A 17,125-nucleotide genomic window follows, 5' to 3' on the forward strand; every position below is an offset into this window, starting at 1 on the left:
CGCTCCAGCGCAACGGCTGACGCAGAACAGTCGCTGAACGGCGGCCCCGCGGCGGCGGCGGCCCGCACCGGTTTCAGTGGCGGCCGCTGAGCAGCGCCAGCACGTCGGCGTGGCGCCCCTCGGCCTCGGCGTCGCGGAGGAAGCGCACCCGGTCGACGAGCACCTCCTCCACGTCCGGCTGCGTGGCGAGGATCCGCACCGTCTCGTCGAGGAACTCGTCCAGCGGCATCGCGCTCGGGTCGTCCTGCTGCCCCATCAGCGTCGTCTGCACGGCCGGCGGCACCAGCTCGATCACCTGCACCGGAGTCTCCGCGAGCTGCGCCCGCAGGCTCTGCGTGTAGGAGTGCACCGCGGCCTTGGTCGCGCTGTAGGTCGGGGTCGCCGGCAGCGGCACGAACGCGAGCCCCGAGGACACGGTCATCAGCACGCCGTCCGGCTTCGCGGCGATCCACGGCGTGAACGCGGTCAGCGTGCGGATCGTGCCGAGCAGGTTGGTCTCGACGATGGCCGCGGCGGTGTCGAGGTGCCCCGAGTCCTGGAGGTCCTCCGGCAGCATGATGCCGGCCATCGTGACGACGACGTCGAGGTCGGGGTGCTCCCGGGTGACCGTCTCGACCGCGGCGGCGATCGACTCCGGGTCGGTGACGTCGATCACGACCGAGTGCGAGCCGGGGTGGGCCGCCGTGAACTCGTCCAGCAGCTCGCTGCGGCGACCGCCGAGGATCACCGTGCTCCCCGCGTCGAGGAAGCGCTCGGCGAGGCCCCGGCCGATGCCCGAGGTCGCGCCGGTGATCAGGATGGTGCTGCCCGTGGTCTTCATGTGGTCTCCTCCGTGTCCCGGGCTGTCCCGCCCGGCTGACCCCAGCGTCGCCCCGGGCCGTGCGGGCCGGAAGGGCTGGACGATCCAGGGATCGGCGCTCCCTGGTCCGCCATGCGAGCGGACCGGCAGGATGAGCGCATGGACCGACCTGCGCTCGCCGAGTTCCTCCGCGGCCGACGCGAGCGGCTGCAGCCGTCCGACGTCGGCATGCCGCCCGGAGCGCGCCGCCGTACCGCGGGCCTGCGCCGGGAGGAGATCGCCGCCGCCGTCGGCATGTCCGCCGACTACTGGTCGCGGCTCGAGCAGCAGCGCGGCCCGCAGCCGTCCGAGCAGATGCTCACCGCGATCGCCCGCGGGCTGCGCCTGGACCTCGACGAGCGCGACCACCTCTTCCGGCTCGCCGGGCAGACCCCGCCCGCGCGGCACCGGCGCGACGAGCACGTCTCCCCCGGGCTGCTCCGCGTGCTGGACCGGCTGGACGACACTCCGGCGCTGGTGATCACCGAGCTCGGCGAGACCCTGGTGCAGAACCGCCTGGCCCGCGCCCTCTTCGGCGATGGCGCCGCCTGGACCGGCCTGGACCGCAGCGGCATCCACCGCTGGTTCGCGCACCCCGACGAGGCCCGGCGCAGCTACCCCGAGCGCGAGCACGAGCACCAGGGGCGGATGCAGACCGCCCAGCTGCGCTTCGCCGCCGCGGCACCCGACGCCGACCCGCTGGCCGCCCGGATCATCGAGTCGCTGCTCGGTCGGAGCGAGGAGTTCCGCCGCTACTGGGAGCTCCAGGAGGTCACGGCCCGCTTCGAGGACCACAAGACCCTGCGGCACCCCGAGGTCGGCGAGATCGACGTCGACTGCCAGGCCCTCTTCACCGAGAACCAGGCGCAGGTGCTGCTGGTGCTGACGCCGCGCGCCGGATCGCCCGCCTCCGCCGAGGCCCTCCGGCTGCTCGGGGTGGTCGGCGATCAGCGGCTGACGCCGTCCGCGTAGGGCCGGTCTCGACCGGGGCGGGTGTCCGCGAGCGTCCGTCCGCGCCGGGGCGGGTGTCCGCCGCGCGCCGGGGTCCGCCTAGGGTGGAGGCGGTCGCAGCGAGCGGCCGCGAAGGGTTCCTCATGAAGATCAGCCAGCTGCGTCACTTCGTGGCCGTCGCCGAGGAGCTCCACTTCGTGCGCGCCGCCGAGAAGCTCGGCATCTCCCGCGCGAAGCTCGACTCCTCCGTCGCCGCCGTCGAGCTCGACCTCGGCCGCCCGCTCTTCGAGCCCGGCGCCGCCGCCACGACCCTCACCGCCGCCGGCCGCCAGCGCCTCGTCTCGGCCCGCGAGGAGCTCGCCGCCCTCGGCGACGAGCCGGAGGAGGCCCCCAAGTCCGGCGGCAAGGCCAAGGCCTCGAAGGGCACCGGCCGCGCCCCCGTCGTCAAGGGCCAGCCCAAGCCCTACAAGCGCCGCCAGTCCCGCTGACCCGAGGTCCCGCGAGGTTCTCCTGTGGGCCCTACCGGGCTCGAACCGATGACATCCACGGTGTAAACGTGGCGCTCTACCAACTGAGCTAAAGGCCCCCGTCGCGGCCGGGCCGCGGACGATCGGATCGATCCTACGACACGGCTCGCAGCGCTACTCTCGGCGCATGGCGGACACGGACGACACCCGCGCGAGGCGCCGGGCCGAGAGCCGCTGGCCGGCGTCCGCCGCGATCCTCGTGGCCGTGGCGCTCAACCTCGTCGGGCACGATCCCGGCACCTCGGTCGTCCGGATCGCCGCGGCGGTCCTGACACTCGCGCTGCTGATCCCGCTGTTCGTGGTCAACCCGCGGCGCCTGGACACCGAGACCCGCTGGTCCCGCGGAGTGTCGATCGCCCTCGCGGTCGTGCTCGCCGCGGCGAACCAGATCAACGTCGTCCGGGTCGTGATCGACCTCGTCGACGGATCCGCCGACGGCCCGCTCCTGCTGCTCACCGCGCTGCAGGTCTGGGTCACCAACGTCGTCGCCTACGCGCTGATCTACTGGGAGCTCGACCGCGGCGGCCCCGTCTCGCGCGGTACGCTCGAGCGCTCCCAGCTGCCGCCCGCCGACTTCGCCTTCCCGCAGGACACCTACCGCGACACCGTCAGCGAGGTCGCGGTCGGCTCCTCCGAGAAGGCCGACTGGCGCCCCGGCTTCGTCGACTACCTCTACGTCTCGACGACGAACACCATGGCGTTCAGCCCCACCGACACGATGCCGCTGTCCAGCCGGGTGAAGCTCCTGATGGCCCTCGAGGGCTTCACCGGCTTCGTCCTGCTGGCCCTGGTCATCTCCCGAGCGGTGAACATCCTCAACTGACGCCCTGGCGTGTGCACCCCTGCACCCCTCCCGCGAGATGCCACTTATGAGCGCGACACGCCGTGAAAGGCGGTCACAAGTGGCATCTCGCGGAGGGTGTCAGGCGTGGGCCGGAGTGAGCGCGTCGATCGCGGCGCGGTAGTCGTCCATCGAGCGGGCCTCGCCGGGAGCCGTGATGAAGGTGTCGCGGATGACGCCCTCCTTGTCGATGAGGAAGGTCGCGCGCGTCGCGTAGCCCTTGCCCTCGAGGAAGACGCCGTACTGCTTGGCGACGTCGCCGTGCGGCCAGAAGTCGGAGAGCAGCGTGAAGTCGTAGCCCTGCTTCTCGCCCCAGGCGCGCAGGGTGTGCTTGGAGTCGACGGAGATGCCGATCAGCTCGACCTCCGCGTGCTCGAACAGCGAGAGGTTCTCGCGCAGTGCGCAGAACTCGCCGGTGCAGGTGCCGGAGAAGGCGAGGGGGAAGAAGACGAGGGCGACGTTGCGCCGCCCGTGGAAGTCGCCGAGCTGGATGCGCTCGCCGTACTGGTTCGCGAGTTCGAAGTCGGGAGCCAGCGTGAGCTTCTCGAGAGCCATCGGACGATGTCCTTCCATGCGCACGAATGTCGCGCGAGCACGAGGGGCAATGCTAGACCCGCTCCGCCGATCGGCCAAGGGACCGCGACGATCGGCCGCTGGACGCGGTCCGGATGGAGAAATCCCACAGTGCCCTGTGCGGTTCCGTCGTGGATCGCCACACATGACCGGAATCGCTAGGCTTGCACGGGTGCCCGCGCGCTCCTCGTCATCCGAGGGTCCTGCGCGCGGATCCGCACCGCTTCATGAGAGTGATGTCTCGGGCACGATCTGCCCCCAGAGAGAGGTCGAGGGTGACTGTTAACGATCAGGACCCGTATTCCGTCGGACACGTCGACTCGGATCCCGAGGAAACGTCGGAGTGGAACGAGTCGCTGGACGCGCTCGTCGAGGAGCGGGGTGCCGGTCGCGGACGCGACGTCATGCTCAGCCTCCTCAAGCGCTCCAAGGAGCTGCACCTCGGCGTTCCGATGGTGCCGACGACGGACTACATCAACACCATCGCGGCCGAGAACGAGCCCGACTTCCCCGGCGACGAGGACGTCGAGCGCCGCTACCGCGCCTGGATCCGCTGGAACGCGGCCATCCTCGTGCACCGCGCGCAGCGCCCCGGCATCGGCGTCGGCGGGCACATCTCGACCTACGCGTCGAGCGCCTCGCTCTACGAGGTCGGCTTCAACCACTTCTTCCGCGGCCAGGACCACCCGGGCGGCGGCGACCAGATCTTCATCCAGGGCCACGCCTCCCCCGGCCCCTACGCGCGCGCCTTCCTCGAGGGACGCCTGAGCGAGCACCAGCTCGACGGGTTCCGCCAGGAGAAGTCGCACCAGGGCGGCGGGCTCTCCAGCTACCCGCACCCGCGCCTCATGCCGGAGTTCTGGCAGTTCCCGACCGTGTCGATGGGCCTCGGCCCGATCAACGCGATCTACCAGGCGCAGGCGAACAAGTACCTCACCAACCGCGGCATCAAGGACGCCTCCGACCAGCAGGTCTGGGCGTTCCTCGGCGACGGCGAGATGGACGAGGTCGAGTCGCGCGGTCAGCTCCAGGTCGCCGCGAACGACGGCCTCGACAACCTCAACTTCATCATCAACTGCAACCTGCAGCGCCTCGACGGCCCGGTCCGCGGCAACGGCAAGATCGTCCAGGAGCTGGAGTCGTTCTTCCGCGGCGCCGGCTGGAACGTCATCAAGCTCATCTGGGGCCGCGAGTGGGACGACCTGCTCGCCCGCGACACCGAGGGCGCGCTGCTCGACCTGATGAACAAGACGCCCGACGGCGACTTCCAGACCTTCAAGACCGAGGACGGCGCCTACGTCCGCGAGAACTTCTTCGGCCGCGACGAGCGCGCGAAGAAGCTCGTCGAGGACTACAGCGACGAGCAGATCTGGGGCCTGCGCCGCGGTGGTCACGACTACCGCAAGATCTACGCCGCGATGAAGGCCGCGACGGAGCACAAGGGCCAGCCGACCGTCATCCTCGCGCACACCATCAAGGGCTACGGTCTCGGCCGCAGCTTCGAGGGCCGCAACGCGACCCACCAGATGAAGAAGATGACGCTCGACAACCTGAAGGGCTTCCGCGACACCATGCGGATCCCGATCACGGACGCCCAGCTCGAGGAGAACCCCTACCTCCCGCCGTACTACCACCCCGGTCAGGGCGACGAGGCGATCGAGTACATGCAGGAGCGCCGCCGCGCGCTCGGCGGCTACCTGCCCGAGCGCCGGTCGAAGTACACGCAGCTCTCGCTGCCGGACGACTCGGCCTACAAGATCGGCAAGAAGGGCTCCGGCACGCAGGAGATCGCCACCACCATGGCGTTCGTCCGCATCCTGAAGGACATCCTGCGCTCGAAGGACTTCGGCAACCGCGTCGTCCCGATCATCCCCGACGAGGCCCGCACCTTCGGCATGGACGCGTTCTTCCCGAACGCGAAGATCTACAACCCGCGCGGTCAGCACTACACGTCGGTCGACCGCGAGCTGCTCCTGGCCTACAAGGAGAGCCCGCAGGGTCAGATCCTGCATGTCGGCATCAACGAGGCGGGCGCCCTCGCGGCGTTCACCGCGGTCGGCACGTCCTACTCGACGCAGGGCGAGCCGCTCATCCCGGTCTACGTCTTCTACTCGATGTTCGGCTTCCAGCGCACGGCCGACGCGATCTGGGCGGCGGGCGACATGATGGCCCGCGGCTTCATGATCGCGGCGACCGCCGGTCGCACGACGCTGACCGGTGAGGGCCTCCAGCACGCGGACGGCCACTCGCCGATCCTCGCCGCCACCAACCCGGCCGTCGTCAGCTACGACCCGGCGTACAGCTACGAGATCGCGCACATCGTGCAGTCCGGTCTCGAGCGGATGTACGGCGGCAAGCACCCGGAGCCGAACGTCATGTACTACGTGACGGTCTACAACGAGCCGATCGTGCACCCGAAGGAGCCCGAGGACGTGGACGTGGACGGCATCGTCCGCGGCATCCACCGGGTCTCCTGGGGTCAGTGGGACGGCCCGAAGGCCCAGCTGCTCGCGTCCGGCGTCGCCGTGCCGTGGGCGATCGAGGCGCAGAAGCTCCTCGCCGAGGACTGGGGAGTGTCGGCCGACGTCTGGTCGGTCACCTCGTGGAACGAGCTGCGGCGCGACGGCATCAACGCCGAGCACCACAACTTCCTCTACCCCGAGGACGAGGCGCAGGTCCCCTACGTCACGCAGAAGCTCGCCGACGCGAAGGGCCCCTTCGTCGCCGTCTCGGACTTCTCGCACCAGGTCCCGGACCAGCTGCGCCAGTTCATCCCGGGCGACTTCGCGACGCTCGGAGCGGACGACTTCGGCTTCTCGGACACCCGCGCCGCCGCACGTCGCCACTTCAAGATCGACGGACCGTCGGTCGTGGTGCGCACGCTGCAGCTGCTCGCCAAGCGCGGCGAGGTCGACCCCTCGCTCTCCGCCCAGGCGATCCAGAAGTACAGCCTCCACGACGTGAACGCCGGCACCACCGGCAACGCGGGCGGCGAGAGCTGACGGACGGCTCGGTGCTCTCCTCCGACGACGCGCAGTCGACGCGGGGCACTGCCCCTTCCGCGGAGCGTCCGGCCACCCGGCCGGGCGCTCCGCGCACGAAGGAGCAGACCCTCGCGTGGCTGCGCACCCTCTCGGGCGAGCTGTCCACGCAGACCATCAAGAAGCTCGAGGACACGCTGCCCTGGTACGGCAGCATGCCCCCGGGCCGCCGCTCCGCGGTGGGCATGGTCGCGCAGGCCGGCATCACCTCGTTCATCTCCTGGTTCGACGACCCCTCGGCGACGCCGTGGATCGCCGCCGACGTCTTCGGAGCGGCTCCCCGGGAGCTGCTCCGCTCCGTCTCGCTGACCCAGACCCTCCAGCTGATCAAGGTCACCGTCGAGGTCGTCGAGGAGCGGATCACCAACCGCGGCGAGGACCTGCGCGAGGCGATCCTGCTCTACTCGCGCGAGATCGCCTTCGCCGCGGCCGACGTCTACGCCCGTGCGGCCGAGGCGCGCGGCCTCTGGGACGCCCGGCTCGAGGCGCTCGTCGTCGACTCGATCCTCACGGGCGAGGCCGACGACGAGCTGCCGAGCCGCATCGCGGCCCTCGGCTGGCACGGCCACGGCGAGGTCGCGGTGCTCGTGGGCACCGCGCCGAAGATGCTCGACGTCGACCAGCTCCGCCGCACCGCCCGGCACATGAGCGCCGACGTGCTGATCGGCGTGCAGGGCAGCCGGCTCGTGCTGGTGATCGGCCGCGCCGAGCCGAGCGAGAACGCGACGGAGGAGACCGGCCCGCCGGTCGCCTTCCTCGAGATCGCGAACGCGCTCGAGCCGGGCTTCGGCTCCGGTCACCTGGTCCTCGGCCACGAGGTGCCGACGCTCGTCGAGGCCTCGCGCAGCGCCCGCGCCGCCCTGGCCGGCTTCGCGGTCGCGCGCTCCTGGCGCAACGCCCCACGGCCGGTGAACGCCGACGACCTCCTCCCCGAGCGCGCCCTCGCCGGCGATCCCCTCGCCCGGCACAGCCTGATCACCCAGATCTACAAGCCGCTGCAGAAGCACTCGACCGAGCTGCTCACCACGCTGTGGGCGTACCTCGACAACGGCCGCTCGCTGGAGGCGACGGCCCGCGAGCTCTTCGTGCACCCCAACACCGTCCGCTACCGCCTGAAGCGGGTGGCGGAGGTGATCGGCTGGGACGCGACGGGCGCCCGCGAGGCGCTCATCCTCCAGTCGGCCCTCATCCTCGGCTCGATGAGCGACCCGGACGGAGCGGTCCGCCGCCGTCCGACCCGCAAGTGAGCCGCTCCCTCCTCGCACCCCGTTGTAGAACCGCCACAAGCTCTTTGTGGTTTGTCAGTACCTCAGAGCGCCGCACGAACCGGCGCGGATCGGAAGACTGAAAGCGTGATCGTCGTCGTCGCCCCGGGTCAGGGCTCCCAGACCCCCGGATTCCTCGAGCCCTGGCTCGCCGTCCCCTCGGTCGCCGAGCAGGTCGCCGCGCACTCGGAGGCGGTCGGCATCGACCTGGCCGCCCACGGCACCGTCTCGGACGCGGACACGATCCGCGACACCGCTGTCGCCCAGCCGCTGATCGTCTCCGCCGGGCTGGTCAGCCTGGCCGCGCTGCTCGAGGGCGGCCGCCGCGAGCGCATCGCAGGCATTGCCGGCCACTCGGTCGGCGAGATCACCGCAGCGGCCGGAGCCGGGGTCCTCTCCGAGCCCGACGCCCTCGTCTTCGTCCGCGAGCGCGCCCGCGCCATGGCCGCCGCGGCCGCCGCGACCCCCACCGCGATGAGCGCCGTCCTCGGCGGCGACGAGGAGGCGCTCCTCGCCCGCCTCGACGAGCTCGGCCTCGAGCCGGCCAACTACAACGGCGGCGGCCAGATCGTCGTCGCCGGTGCGGTCGACGCCCTGCAAGCGCTGAAGGACGAGCCCCTCCGCGGCACCCGCGTCGTCCCGCTGCAGGTCGCCGGCGCCTTCCACACCCGCTACATGGCGCCGGCCCGCGACTCCCTCGCCGGCGTCGCCGCCTCGATCACCCCGGCCGACCCGACGCTGCGCCTCTGGACGAACAGCGACGGCTCCGTCGTCGACAGCGGCTCCCGCTTCCTGGAGCTGCTCGTCGGCCAGGTCGCCTCGCCCGTCCGCTGGGACCTCTGCATGGCGGCCTTCGCCGAGGCCGGCGTGACCGGGCTCATCGAGCTGGCCCCCGCCGGAGCCCTCGTCGGCCTCGCCAAGCGCGGCCTCAAGGGCCTCCCGACCCTCGCGATCAAGACCCCCGACGACCTCGACGCCGCCCGCGCCTTCATCGACGAGCACGCCGCCTAGCAGGAGAGACCCATGACGACCCCTTCCCTCACCCAGTCCAGCGGCAGCCAGTACACCCGCATCCTCGGCATCGGCGCAGCCCGTGGCGACCTCGTCGTCTCGAACGACGACCTCGTCGGCCCGATCAACTCCTCCGACGAGTGGATCCGCCAGCGCACCGGCATCGTCGAGCGCCGCCGCGCCTCCTCCGAGATCCAGGCCGTCGACCTCGCGACGACCGCCTCGCTCGAGGCGATCGAGAAGGCCGGGATCCGCGCCGACCAGATCGGCCTCGTGCTGGTCTCCACGATCAGCAACACCGTGCAGACCCCGTCGCTGGCGGCGCTCCTCGCCGATCGGATCGGCGCGAACCCGGCCCCCGCCTACGACATCTCCGCCGCCTGCGCCGGGTACACCTACGGCATCGCCCAGGCCGACTCGTTCGTCCGCTCCGGCCTCGCCGAGTACGTCCTCGTCGTCGGGGCCGAGAAGCTCTCCGACATCGTGAAGTCGACCGACCGCAGCATCTCCTTCCTCCTCGGCGACGGCGCCGGCGCCGCGATCGTCGGCCCGAGCGACACCGTCGGCATCTCGAAGACCGTCTGGGGCTCCGACGGCTCGAAGTGGGACACCGTCGGGATGGACAACCCGCTCGCCGCCTACCGCGACGGCGTCGCCGAGTGGCCGACGCTGCGCCAGGACGGCCCCTCCGTCTTCCGCTGGGCGGTCTGGGAGATGGCCAAGGTCGCCAAGCAGGCGCTGGCCGAGGCGGGCGTCGCGCCCGAGGACCTCGCCGCCTTCATCCCGCACCAGGCGAACATGCGCATCATCGACGAGCTCGCGAAGCAGCTGAAGCTGCCCGAGACCGTGACCATCGGACGCGACATCGAGACGACCGGCAACACCTCGGCCGCCTCCATCCCGCTCGCGACCCACCGCCTGCTCGAGGAGCACCCCGAGCTCAGCGGCGGACTCGCCCTGCAGATCGGCTTCGGCGCCGGACTCGTCTTCGGCGCGCAGGTCGTGGTGCTCCCTTAGGGGGCGCAGGCCCACCCCTAAACTGACCTACGGTCACACGACGAACACCTCGATCTCGACGTACACCGAGTCGAAACACCCTGATCGAACACCCCTCAAGGAGAGAACCATGGCACTGTCCAACGAAGAAGTCCTCGCCGGCCTGGCCGAACTGGTCAACGACGAGACCGGCATCGCGACCGATTCCGTCGAGATGGAGAAGTCGTTCACCGACGACCTCGACATCGACTCCATCTCGATGATGACCATCGTCGTCAACGCCGAGGAGAAGTTCGACGTGAAGATCCCGGACGACGAGGTCAAGAACCTCAAGACGGTCGGCGACGCGGTCACCTTCATCGTCAAGGCCTCCGCGTAACCAGCGCCCCGCGCTTCCCGTCCTCGCGGCGGACACCCCGGCCAGGGCGCTGAGCCCGGCCGGGGTGCGCCCGGAACCCACCCGTCACGGAACAGAGATCGTCGTCATGAGTCCCAAGAAAATCGTCGTCACCGGCATCGGAGCCAGCACGCCCCTCGGCGGCACCGCTCGCGAGTCCTGGAACGCCCTTCTCGCGGGTGAGTCCGGCGTCAGCACGATCCAGGCCGACTGGGTGACCGAGCTCGAGCTCCCCGTCACCTTCGCCGCGCAGGCGAAGGTGCGCCCGGAGGAGGTCCTCCCCCGGCCCGAGGCCAAGCGCCTCGACCCCTCCAGCCAGTTCGCCCTGATCTCCGCCCGCGAGGCGTGGGCCGACTCCGGCATCACCGACGTCGACCCGCTGCGCGTCGGCGTCGACTACTCCACCGGCATCGGCGGACTCTGGACGCTCATCGACGCGTGGGACACCCTCCGCGAGCGCGGCCCCCGCCGCGTCCTCCCGATGACCATCCCCATGCTCATGCCCAACGCCGCCGCGGCCGCGATCAGCATGTCGATCCCCTCCCGCGCCTACGCCCGCACCGACGTGTCGGCCTGCGCGTCCAGCACCGAGGCGATCGCCAACGCCTACGAGCACCTCCAGCGCGGCCTCGCCGACGTCGTCATCGCCGGCGGCACCGAGTCGGTCGTCCACCCGCTCCCCCTCGCCGCCTTCGCCTCGATGCAGGCCCTCTCGCGCCGCAACGACGACCCGGCCACCGCCTCCCGCCCCTACGACGTCTCCCGCGACGGCTTCGTCCTCGGCGAGGGCGCCGCCACCCTCGTCCTCGAGACCGAGGAGCACGCCCTGGCCCGCGGCGCCCGCATCTACGCCGAGCTCGCCGGCGGCGCCGTCACCAGCGACTCGTACCACATCACCGCCCCCGACCCCGAGGGCTCCGCCGCCGCCCGCGCCATGATCGAGGCTCTCGAGCAGGCCGGCGCCGCCCGCACCGACGTCACCCACGTCAACGCCCACGCGACCAGCACCCCCGTCGGCGACATCGCCGAGTACCGCGCCCTCGCCCGCGTCTTCGGCGACCACCTCCCGAACATCGCCGTCTCCGCCACCAAAGCCGCCACCGGCCACCTCCTCGGCGGCACCGGCGCCCTCGAGGCGATCTTCACCGTCCTCGCCCTGCACGAGCGCACCGCCCCGCCCACCATCAACCTCTTCGAGCAGGACCCGCAGATCCCGCTCGACGTGGTCACCAGCCCGCGCGACCTCGGAGCCTTGCCCCTCGTCGCCCTCTCCAACTCGTTCGGGTTCGGGGGGCACAATGCTGTTGCCGCGTTCCGGTCGGTGTAACGGGGCGTAGCCCCGTCACTCCGAGCGGAACGCGGGCTGCGCCGCGCATCGCGCGGCGCAGGCGCGTCCGCTCCCTACGGGGCTGCGGATCGCAGGGCCGGTGCGGTGCGGCGACGGCGATCCGCTGGGACGCGGATCGCCGGATACGCCTCGTGCCGCGAGGGTGGTCGTTCACCGCAAGCCCTCGCCCACAGTCCGGGGAACCAGACCGCATCGCCTGCGGCTCGCTCCGTCGGACACTCGCTGCAGCACTCCGGGTGGAGCGACCGCATCGCCTGCGGCTCGCTCCGTCCGGAACCTCCGCCAGCGCCCGGCCATGCTGGTCGAGTAGCCCCGAAGGGGCGTATCGAGACCCACCGTCCCCAGCACGGCGGAACAGCAGCCGGATCCCGCCGTTCCGACGAGCCGAAGCGCGTCTCACGAGCCGAAGATGCGCCCACCCTTCAGAGAGTCGCGCCCGCCGCATCGCCGGGCGCCCCGAGGCGCATCCGGCGATTCGCGTACCAGCGAATCGCCGTCGCCGTCCGCACCCCGCTCTGCAGAACGCGACCACCTCCCCGAGCCGACCGCGCTGCGCCGCGCAGGGAGCGGCGCAGAAGTGGGCACCGCCCGCTCAGCCGACGCTGTGCATCCAGATGACCCGCGCGAAGTCGCTGGCGGCGCGGAACGGCTCGAGCTCGTCCTCCCAGGCCTGGCCGAGGGCGAGGCGCAGCTCCCGGTGCAGCTCGATCGGGTCGGCTCCGGCGCTCTCCATGGCGGAGCGGATGCGGTCCTCGGGGACGACGGTGTTGCCGGCGCTGTCCGTCTGCGCGTAGAAGACGCCCAGCTCGGGAGTGTGCATCCAGCGGCCGCCGTCGACGCCCGGAGAGGGGTCCTCGGTCACCTCGTAGCGGACGTCGGCCCAGCCGCGGAGCGCGGAGGCGATCGCCGCACCGGTGCCGACCGGTCCCTCCCAGGCGTACTCGGTGCGCTGGGCGCCGCGCTGCACCGGCTGCTCGATCCAGTCGAAGTTCACGGCACGACCGAGAGCGCGACCCGCACCCCATTCCAGATGGGGGCAGAGCGCGCGGGGGGCGGAGTGCACGAAGAGCACACCCCGAGTCTGTTGCGTCACCACGCTGTCCTCCGTCCGTCCTGGTGCGTCTTCCCCAACGACCTGGACCACGAGCGACGTGCAGTGCCTTCTTGTGCGGTGGACGAGCCACCAGTCGAGATTATGCAGGACCCTCCGCGCCACGACAAGGCGCCTCGCCGCTCCCGCCGCCGGGTCGCGCAGATCCCCTGCCTATACTCGGGAAAGTCCGCCCGAACCGCGGCGTCGCCCGGCTCCGGGCCCGCGACCCGCTCGAGAGGAGCCCCGTGTCGGTCCGCGACGGTCTGCTCGCTCTTCTCACCCTCGGTCCCGCCTACGGGCTGCAGCTGCACGCCGAGCTGCTCGATCGGGCGGCCCACCGCCGTCGCGTCAACGTCGGGCAGATCTACTCCACGCTCGACCGGCTGCGCGAGCGCGGCCTCGTCGCGGCGGCGGGATCGACGGAGGACGGCCTCCCCCTGCACGCGCTCACCGACGAGGGCCGGGCCGAGGCGCTCGCCTGGCTGAGCGGCGAGGGCGCCTCCGCCGAGGAGGACTGGGACGACGTGCTCGACCGCATCCTCCTCGCCTCGAGCCTCTCCGACGCCGACCTCGATGCGGTCCTCGACGCCTACGGGAGCACGCTCCCCGAGGAGCAGGAGGCTCTCGACGAGCACCCGCAGCGCCGCCTCGCCGCACGGGCGGTGCTGGTGCGCGACGACGCGCTGCGCCGGCTCCTCGACGCCGCCAGAGAGGAGCTCGCCGGGGCGGGCGACGGAGCGGCCGTCCGCGGCTACGCCCTCGAGCGCCCGCGGCGCGGACGCAAGGCGGCGGCGCGGGACGACGCCGCGACCGAGGGGCCGCTGAGCGCACAGAACGACCGGCACGAGACAGGCGCGGGCGCCGTCGCCTAGGGTGGGGGCTATGATCCGTTCGCCTCTCGGCCTCCGCGTGTCCACCTCCGCGCGCCGACGGCTCGTCGCAGCCGGAGCGGGCACGGTCCTCGTCCTCTGCGCCGCCCTGGCCGCGCCGATGGCGGCCAACGCCTACGACCCGGCCGACTACCCGTCCTGGTCGGACGTCGAGGCCGCGAAGTCGAGCGAGACCGCGACCGCCGCCGAGGTCGACCGCATCACCGCGATCCTCGCCGACCTGCGCGATCAGGCCGCCGCCCTCACCGACGCCGCCATCTCCCGCGCGTCCGAGGCCGACGCCGCTCAGAGCGCGCTCGACGAGGCCACCCAGCGCGTGACCGCCCTCGAGGAGCGCGCCGCCGCGGCCCGTGCCGACGCGGACGCCGCGAAGGAGCAGGCAGGCCGGCTCGCCGCTCAGCTCTACCGCAACGGCGGCACCGACGCGACGCTGAACCTCCTGGTCGGCGGCGATCAGTCCGACAAGCTGCTCTACCGCCTCGGCACCATGAGCCAGCTCACCCTGCAGACCAGCCGCCTCCAGAGCGACGCCGAGTCGACCGAGAACGCCGCCGCCTCCCTCGCCGAGCAGGCGGAGCAGGCGCGCACGGAGCGGCTCTCCCTCGTCAGCGCCGCGCAGGACGCGCTCGCCACGGCGCAGGCCGCGCAGTCCGAGGCCGACGCGAAGGTCGCCGACCAGGAGCAGTACAGCGCCGGGCTCTACGAGCAGCTCGCCTCGCTGAAGAACACCACGGCCGCGCTCGAGGAGGAGTTCGCCACCGGTCAGGAGGCGAAGGCCGCGTTCGAGGAGCAGGAGCGCCTCTCCCGCCTCGCCGCCGAGGCGGAGGCCCGGCGTCAGCAGGCCGCGAAGGCGCCGTCCGCACCCTCCGCTCCGGCACCGGCGGCGCCCGCGGCCCCGTCGACAAGCGGAGGCGGCGGCCCGGTCGAGCTCGGCGACGACGACGCGTCCGGCAAGGACAGCAGTGCGAAGACCATCGCCGCGCTCGGCAGCTACGCCGGCCGGACCGACGGCATGTCGCCGGCGCAGGCGCAGAACTACGCGCGCTCCGTCATGGGCGTCCACGGCTGGGGCCAGGATCAGGCCGACAGCTGCCTCATCCCGCTCTGGAACGGCGAGTCGGGCTGGCGCTGGAACGCGCTGAACCGCTCCTCGGGCGCCTACGGCATCCCGCAGGCGCTGCCGGCGAGCAAGATGGCGACCTACGGCGCGGACTACCAGACCAACGCCGCGACCCAGATCGACTGGGGTCTGGCCTACATCTCCGACCGCTACGGCTCGCCGTGCGCGGCCTGGTCGGCCTGGAACAACCGCTCGCCGCACTGGTACTGAGCCACCGCACCGGAGCCTCGGTCGGGCACTCGCGTCACTTCGCCTCGTCGTAGGCGTCGACGATCGCGACGGTGACCGGGAAGTCGATGTCCTGATCGCCGAACAGAGCCCGCCCCGCGCGCACCGCGGCGTCGCGCACGACCGCTGCGACCCGCTCCGCCTCCTCCGCGGGCGCGTGCACGATCACTTCGTCGTGCAGGAAGTAGACGAGGTGCGCGAGCGCGCCCTCCGCGCGCAGCCGGGCCCGCAGCTCGCCCATCCAGCAGAGCGCCCACTCGGCGGCCGTGCCCTGCACGACGAAGTTGCGGGTGAAGCGCCCCCAGTCGCGTGCGCGCTGACCACCGGCGTCGACGTCACCGGGCGGTGAGCTGCGTCCGAGCCGGGTCGACACCCGCTCGCCCCGCTCGCCGGCGCGGGCGGCCGCCTCGACGTGCGCGACGGAGAGCGGGTACGCGCGCGTGAGTCGCGGGAGCAGCCGACCGGCCTCACCGCTCGTCGCCCCGTACATCGCGCCGAGCATCGCCACCTTCGCCCGCGGCCGGTCCGGGACGACTCCCGCGTCGACGATGCCCTGGTAGAGGTCCTTGCCCCGACCCGCGGCGGCCATCACGGAGTCGCCCGCCAGCGCGGCGAGGATGCGCGGCTCCAGCTGCGCCGCATCGGCGACCACCAGCTTCCAGCCCGCGTCCGCGGTCACTGCGGCGCGGATCTGCCGCGGCAGCTGCAGCGCTCCCCCGCCCGACGTCGCCCAGCGGCCGGTGACGACGCCGCCGACGACGTACTCCGGTCGGAAGCGCCCGTCGTGCACCCAGGCGTCGAGCCAGGCCCAGCCGTTGGCGGTCAGCAGGCGCGAGAGCTTCTTGTACTCCAGCAGCGGCGGGATCACCGGATGCTCGATCGAGGTCAGCTCCCAGGAGCGGGTCGACTCGACCGTGAGTCCGGCGCGGCGGAGCGCGCGCAGGAGGTCCGCCGGCGAGTCGGGGTTCAGCTCGGGCGCGTCCAGCTCACGGCGGATGTCGTCGGCCAGGGCCTCGAGGCGGGCCGGCCGTCCGCCGAAGCGCGGACGCGGGCCGAGCAGATCGGTGAGGACGCGGTCGTGGACGTCGGCGCGCCACGGCAGCCCGGCCGCGGCGATCTCGCGGGCGATCAGCGCGCCGACCGACTCCGCGGCGAGCAGGAGTCGCAGGCGCCCGCCCTGCGCGGCCGCTGCCAGCGCCTCCTCCTGCCGGGCGAGCTCGACCAGCGGGTCCAGCTCGTCCGTCTCCGCGGGCGCCTCCTCGAAGCCGAGCAGCGTGTCGCCGGCGACCGGGGCGGCGGCCCCGGCGTCCCAGGCGTCGGGAGCCGCGCGGGCGAGCGGCGAGCGCGCCGTCTGCTCCGAACGGCGGAGGATCGCCCGGGCGAGGCGGAGATCGTGGCAGCGCGCGACGTGCACGCCCTCGGCCAGGAGAGCCGGGTACCAGCGGGCGGTGTCGTCCCAGACCCAGCGCGGACGCTCCGCCTCCCGCTCGCGGACGAAGGCGGCCAGCTCGACCGGACCGCGCCCGCCGCCCACCTCGGCCCCCGAGCCGTCCGAGACGACCGCCCGCCACTCCCCCGTGGGGCCACCGGTGAGCGCGATAAGCATCCGGCCATTCTCCTCCGCGGGGGCGCGAGCTCGGACGACGGCCTCGGCCGCCGGACTCACGGCGCGGGCGCCCCGGCCGGCCTCGACGCCGGGTAGCCCGGGAACGGCTTCTCCTGCGCGGTCAGCGGCTGATGCGCCCACAGCGTGGCCGCGATGGTCTCCATCGACCGCGAGTAGCCCACCAGCGTCCGCTTGCCCGGCTCCGCGGCCCAGGTGACGGCCCGGAACCAGCTCTCGCGGTACGGTCCCGTCTCGATCCTGCGGATCAGCCCGATCCGCCCGGTCCGCATCGCGTCCACCATGACCCACTCGTCGGGCCCGCTGCTGCGCAGCATCTGGAGGGGACTCCACTCGATCATCTCGCCTCCTGCCCGGTCGATCCGCTGCCGTGGCGAGCACG

16 protein-coding genes and 1 tRNA gene are annotated in these 17,125 nt (G+C 72.4%); 11 read left to right on the top strand and 6 right to left on the bottom strand.

Annotated elements, in window-relative coordinates; all coding sequences use genetic code 11:
• Positions 1–73: 73 nt before the first annotated feature.
• Positions 74–820 (bottom strand): SDR family oxidoreductase, encoded by a 747-nt coding sequence (locus tag MT353_RS00130; protein WP_243623276.1) that lies wholly within the window; start codon positions 818–820, stop codon positions 74–76.
• 138 nt (positions 821–958) lie between these two features.
• Between MT353_RS00130 and MT353_RS00135 the strand changes: the two genes are divergently transcribed.
• On the top strand, positions 959–1,810 hold the full coding sequence (locus tag MT353_RS00135; RefSeq protein ID WP_243623277.1) for a helix-turn-helix transcriptional regulator: 852 nt from the start codon (positions 959–961) through the stop codon (positions 1,808–1,810).
• Between the two features lie 122 nt (positions 1,811–1,932).
• Positions 1,933–2,277 (top strand): LysR family transcriptional regulator, encoded by a 345-nt coding sequence (locus MT353_RS00140; RefSeq protein WP_243615523.1) that lies wholly within the window; start codon positions 1,933–1,935, stop codon positions 2,275–2,277.
• A 25-nt stretch (positions 2,278–2,302) separates the two neighbouring features.
• Here MT353_RS00140 and MT353_RS00145 read toward each other — a convergent pair.
• Positions 2,303–2,375: transfer RNA gene (locus MT353_RS00145), tRNA-Val, on the bottom strand.
• Positions 2,376–2,443: 68 nt separating this feature from the next.
• Between MT353_RS00145 and MT353_RS00150 the strand changes: the two genes are divergently transcribed.
• Entirely contained in the window at positions 2,444–3,139 is a 696-nt protein-coding gene (locus MT353_RS00150; protein ID WP_127886308.1) for a DUF1345 domain-containing protein, read from the top strand.
• A 99-nt stretch (positions 3,140–3,238) separates the two neighbouring features.
• Here MT353_RS00150 and MT353_RS00155 read toward each other — a convergent pair whose 3' ends face one another.
• Positions 3,239–3,712, bottom strand: a complete 474-nt coding sequence (locus MT353_RS00155) for a peroxiredoxin (RefSeq protein ID WP_123445665.1) — start codon at positions 3,710–3,712, stop codon at positions 3,239–3,241.
• Between the two features lie 293 nt (positions 3,713–4,005).
• Between MT353_RS00155 and aceE the strand changes: the two genes are divergently transcribed.
• The 6 genes from aceE (at position 4,006) to MT353_RS00185 (ending at position 11,767) form a co-directional block, all read left to right on the top strand.
• On the top strand, positions 4,006–6,732 hold the full coding sequence (gene aceE, locus MT353_RS00160; protein WP_123445664.1) for a pyruvate dehydrogenase (acetyl-transferring), homodimeric type: 2,727 nt from the start codon (positions 4,006–4,008) through the stop codon (positions 6,730–6,732).
• A gap of 119 nt (positions 6,733–6,851) precedes the next feature.
• Positions 6,852–8,018: a CdaR family transcriptional regulator gene (locus MT353_RS00165; RefSeq protein WP_207901826.1), complete on the top strand. Its 1,167-nt coding sequence runs from the start codon at positions 6,852–6,854 to the stop codon at positions 8,016–8,018.
• Between the two features lie 105 nt (positions 8,019–8,123).
• Positions 8,124–9,047: an ACP S-malonyltransferase gene (locus tag MT353_RS00170; RefSeq protein ID WP_243615521.1), complete on the top strand. Its 924-nt coding sequence runs from the start codon at positions 8,124–8,126 to the stop codon at positions 9,045–9,047.
• A gap of 12 nt (positions 9,048–9,059) precedes the next feature.
• Complete coding sequence (locus tag MT353_RS00175) at positions 9,060–10,064, top strand: beta-ketoacyl-ACP synthase III (RefSeq protein ID WP_243623278.1); 1,005 nt, start codon at positions 9,060–9,062, stop codon at positions 10,062–10,064.
• Between the two features lie 109 nt (positions 10,065–10,173).
• Positions 10,174–10,422: an acyl carrier protein gene (locus tag MT353_RS00180; protein ID WP_123445660.1), complete on the top strand. Its 249-nt coding sequence runs from the start codon at positions 10,174–10,176 to the stop codon at positions 10,420–10,422.
• 106 nt (positions 10,423–10,528) lie between these two features.
• Complete coding sequence (locus tag MT353_RS00185; RefSeq protein ID WP_243623279.1) at positions 10,529–11,767, top strand: beta-ketoacyl synthase; 1,239 nt, start codon at positions 10,529–10,531, stop codon at positions 11,765–11,767.
• Between the two features lie 613 nt (positions 11,768–12,380).
• Here MT353_RS00185 and MT353_RS00190 read toward each other — a convergent pair.
• Positions 12,381–12,860 carry a DUF3145 domain-containing protein gene (locus MT353_RS00190; RefSeq protein WP_123703159.1) on the bottom strand — a complete coding sequence of 160 codons (480 nt, stop codon included), beginning with the start codon at positions 12,858–12,860 and terminating at the stop codon, positions 12,381–12,383.
• A gap of 266 nt (positions 12,861–13,126) precedes the next feature.
• Between MT353_RS00190 and MT353_RS00195 the strand changes: the two genes are divergently transcribed.
• Entirely contained in the window at positions 13,127–13,753 is a 627-nt protein-coding gene (locus MT353_RS00195) for a PadR family transcriptional regulator (RefSeq protein ID WP_243581738.1), read from the top strand.
• 10 nt (positions 13,754–13,763) lie between these two features.
• Positions 13,764–15,101, top strand: a complete 1,338-nt coding sequence (locus tag MT353_RS00205; RefSeq protein ID WP_279400452.1) for a hypothetical protein — start codon at positions 13,764–13,766, stop codon at positions 15,099–15,101.
• Positions 15,102–15,135: 34 nt separating this feature from the next.
• On the opposite strand, the gene MT353_RS00210 is transcribed toward MT353_RS00205, so the two are convergent.
• Both MT353_RS00210 and MT353_RS00215 read right to left on the bottom strand, forming a co-directional pair.
• The gene (locus MT353_RS00210) at positions 15,136–16,725 is read right to left on the bottom strand and encodes a bifunctional 3'-5' exonuclease/DNA polymerase (RefSeq protein WP_243623280.1); all 1,590 of its coding nucleotides are present in this window, start codon (positions 16,723–16,725) and stop codon (positions 15,136–15,138) included.
• Positions 16,726–16,781: 56 nt separating this feature from the next.
• Complete coding sequence (locus MT353_RS00215) at positions 16,782–17,084, bottom strand: hypothetical protein (protein ID WP_123445655.1); 303 nt, start codon at positions 17,082–17,084, stop codon at positions 16,782–16,784.
• Positions 17,085–17,125: the final 41 nt, after the last annotated feature.

It is taken from the genome of Rathayibacter sp. VKM Ac-2927 (genome assembly GCF_022815525.1).
GTDB classification, from domain to species: domain Bacteria; phylum Actinomycetota; class Actinomycetes; order Actinomycetales; family Microbacteriaceae; genus Rathayibacter; species Rathayibacter festucae.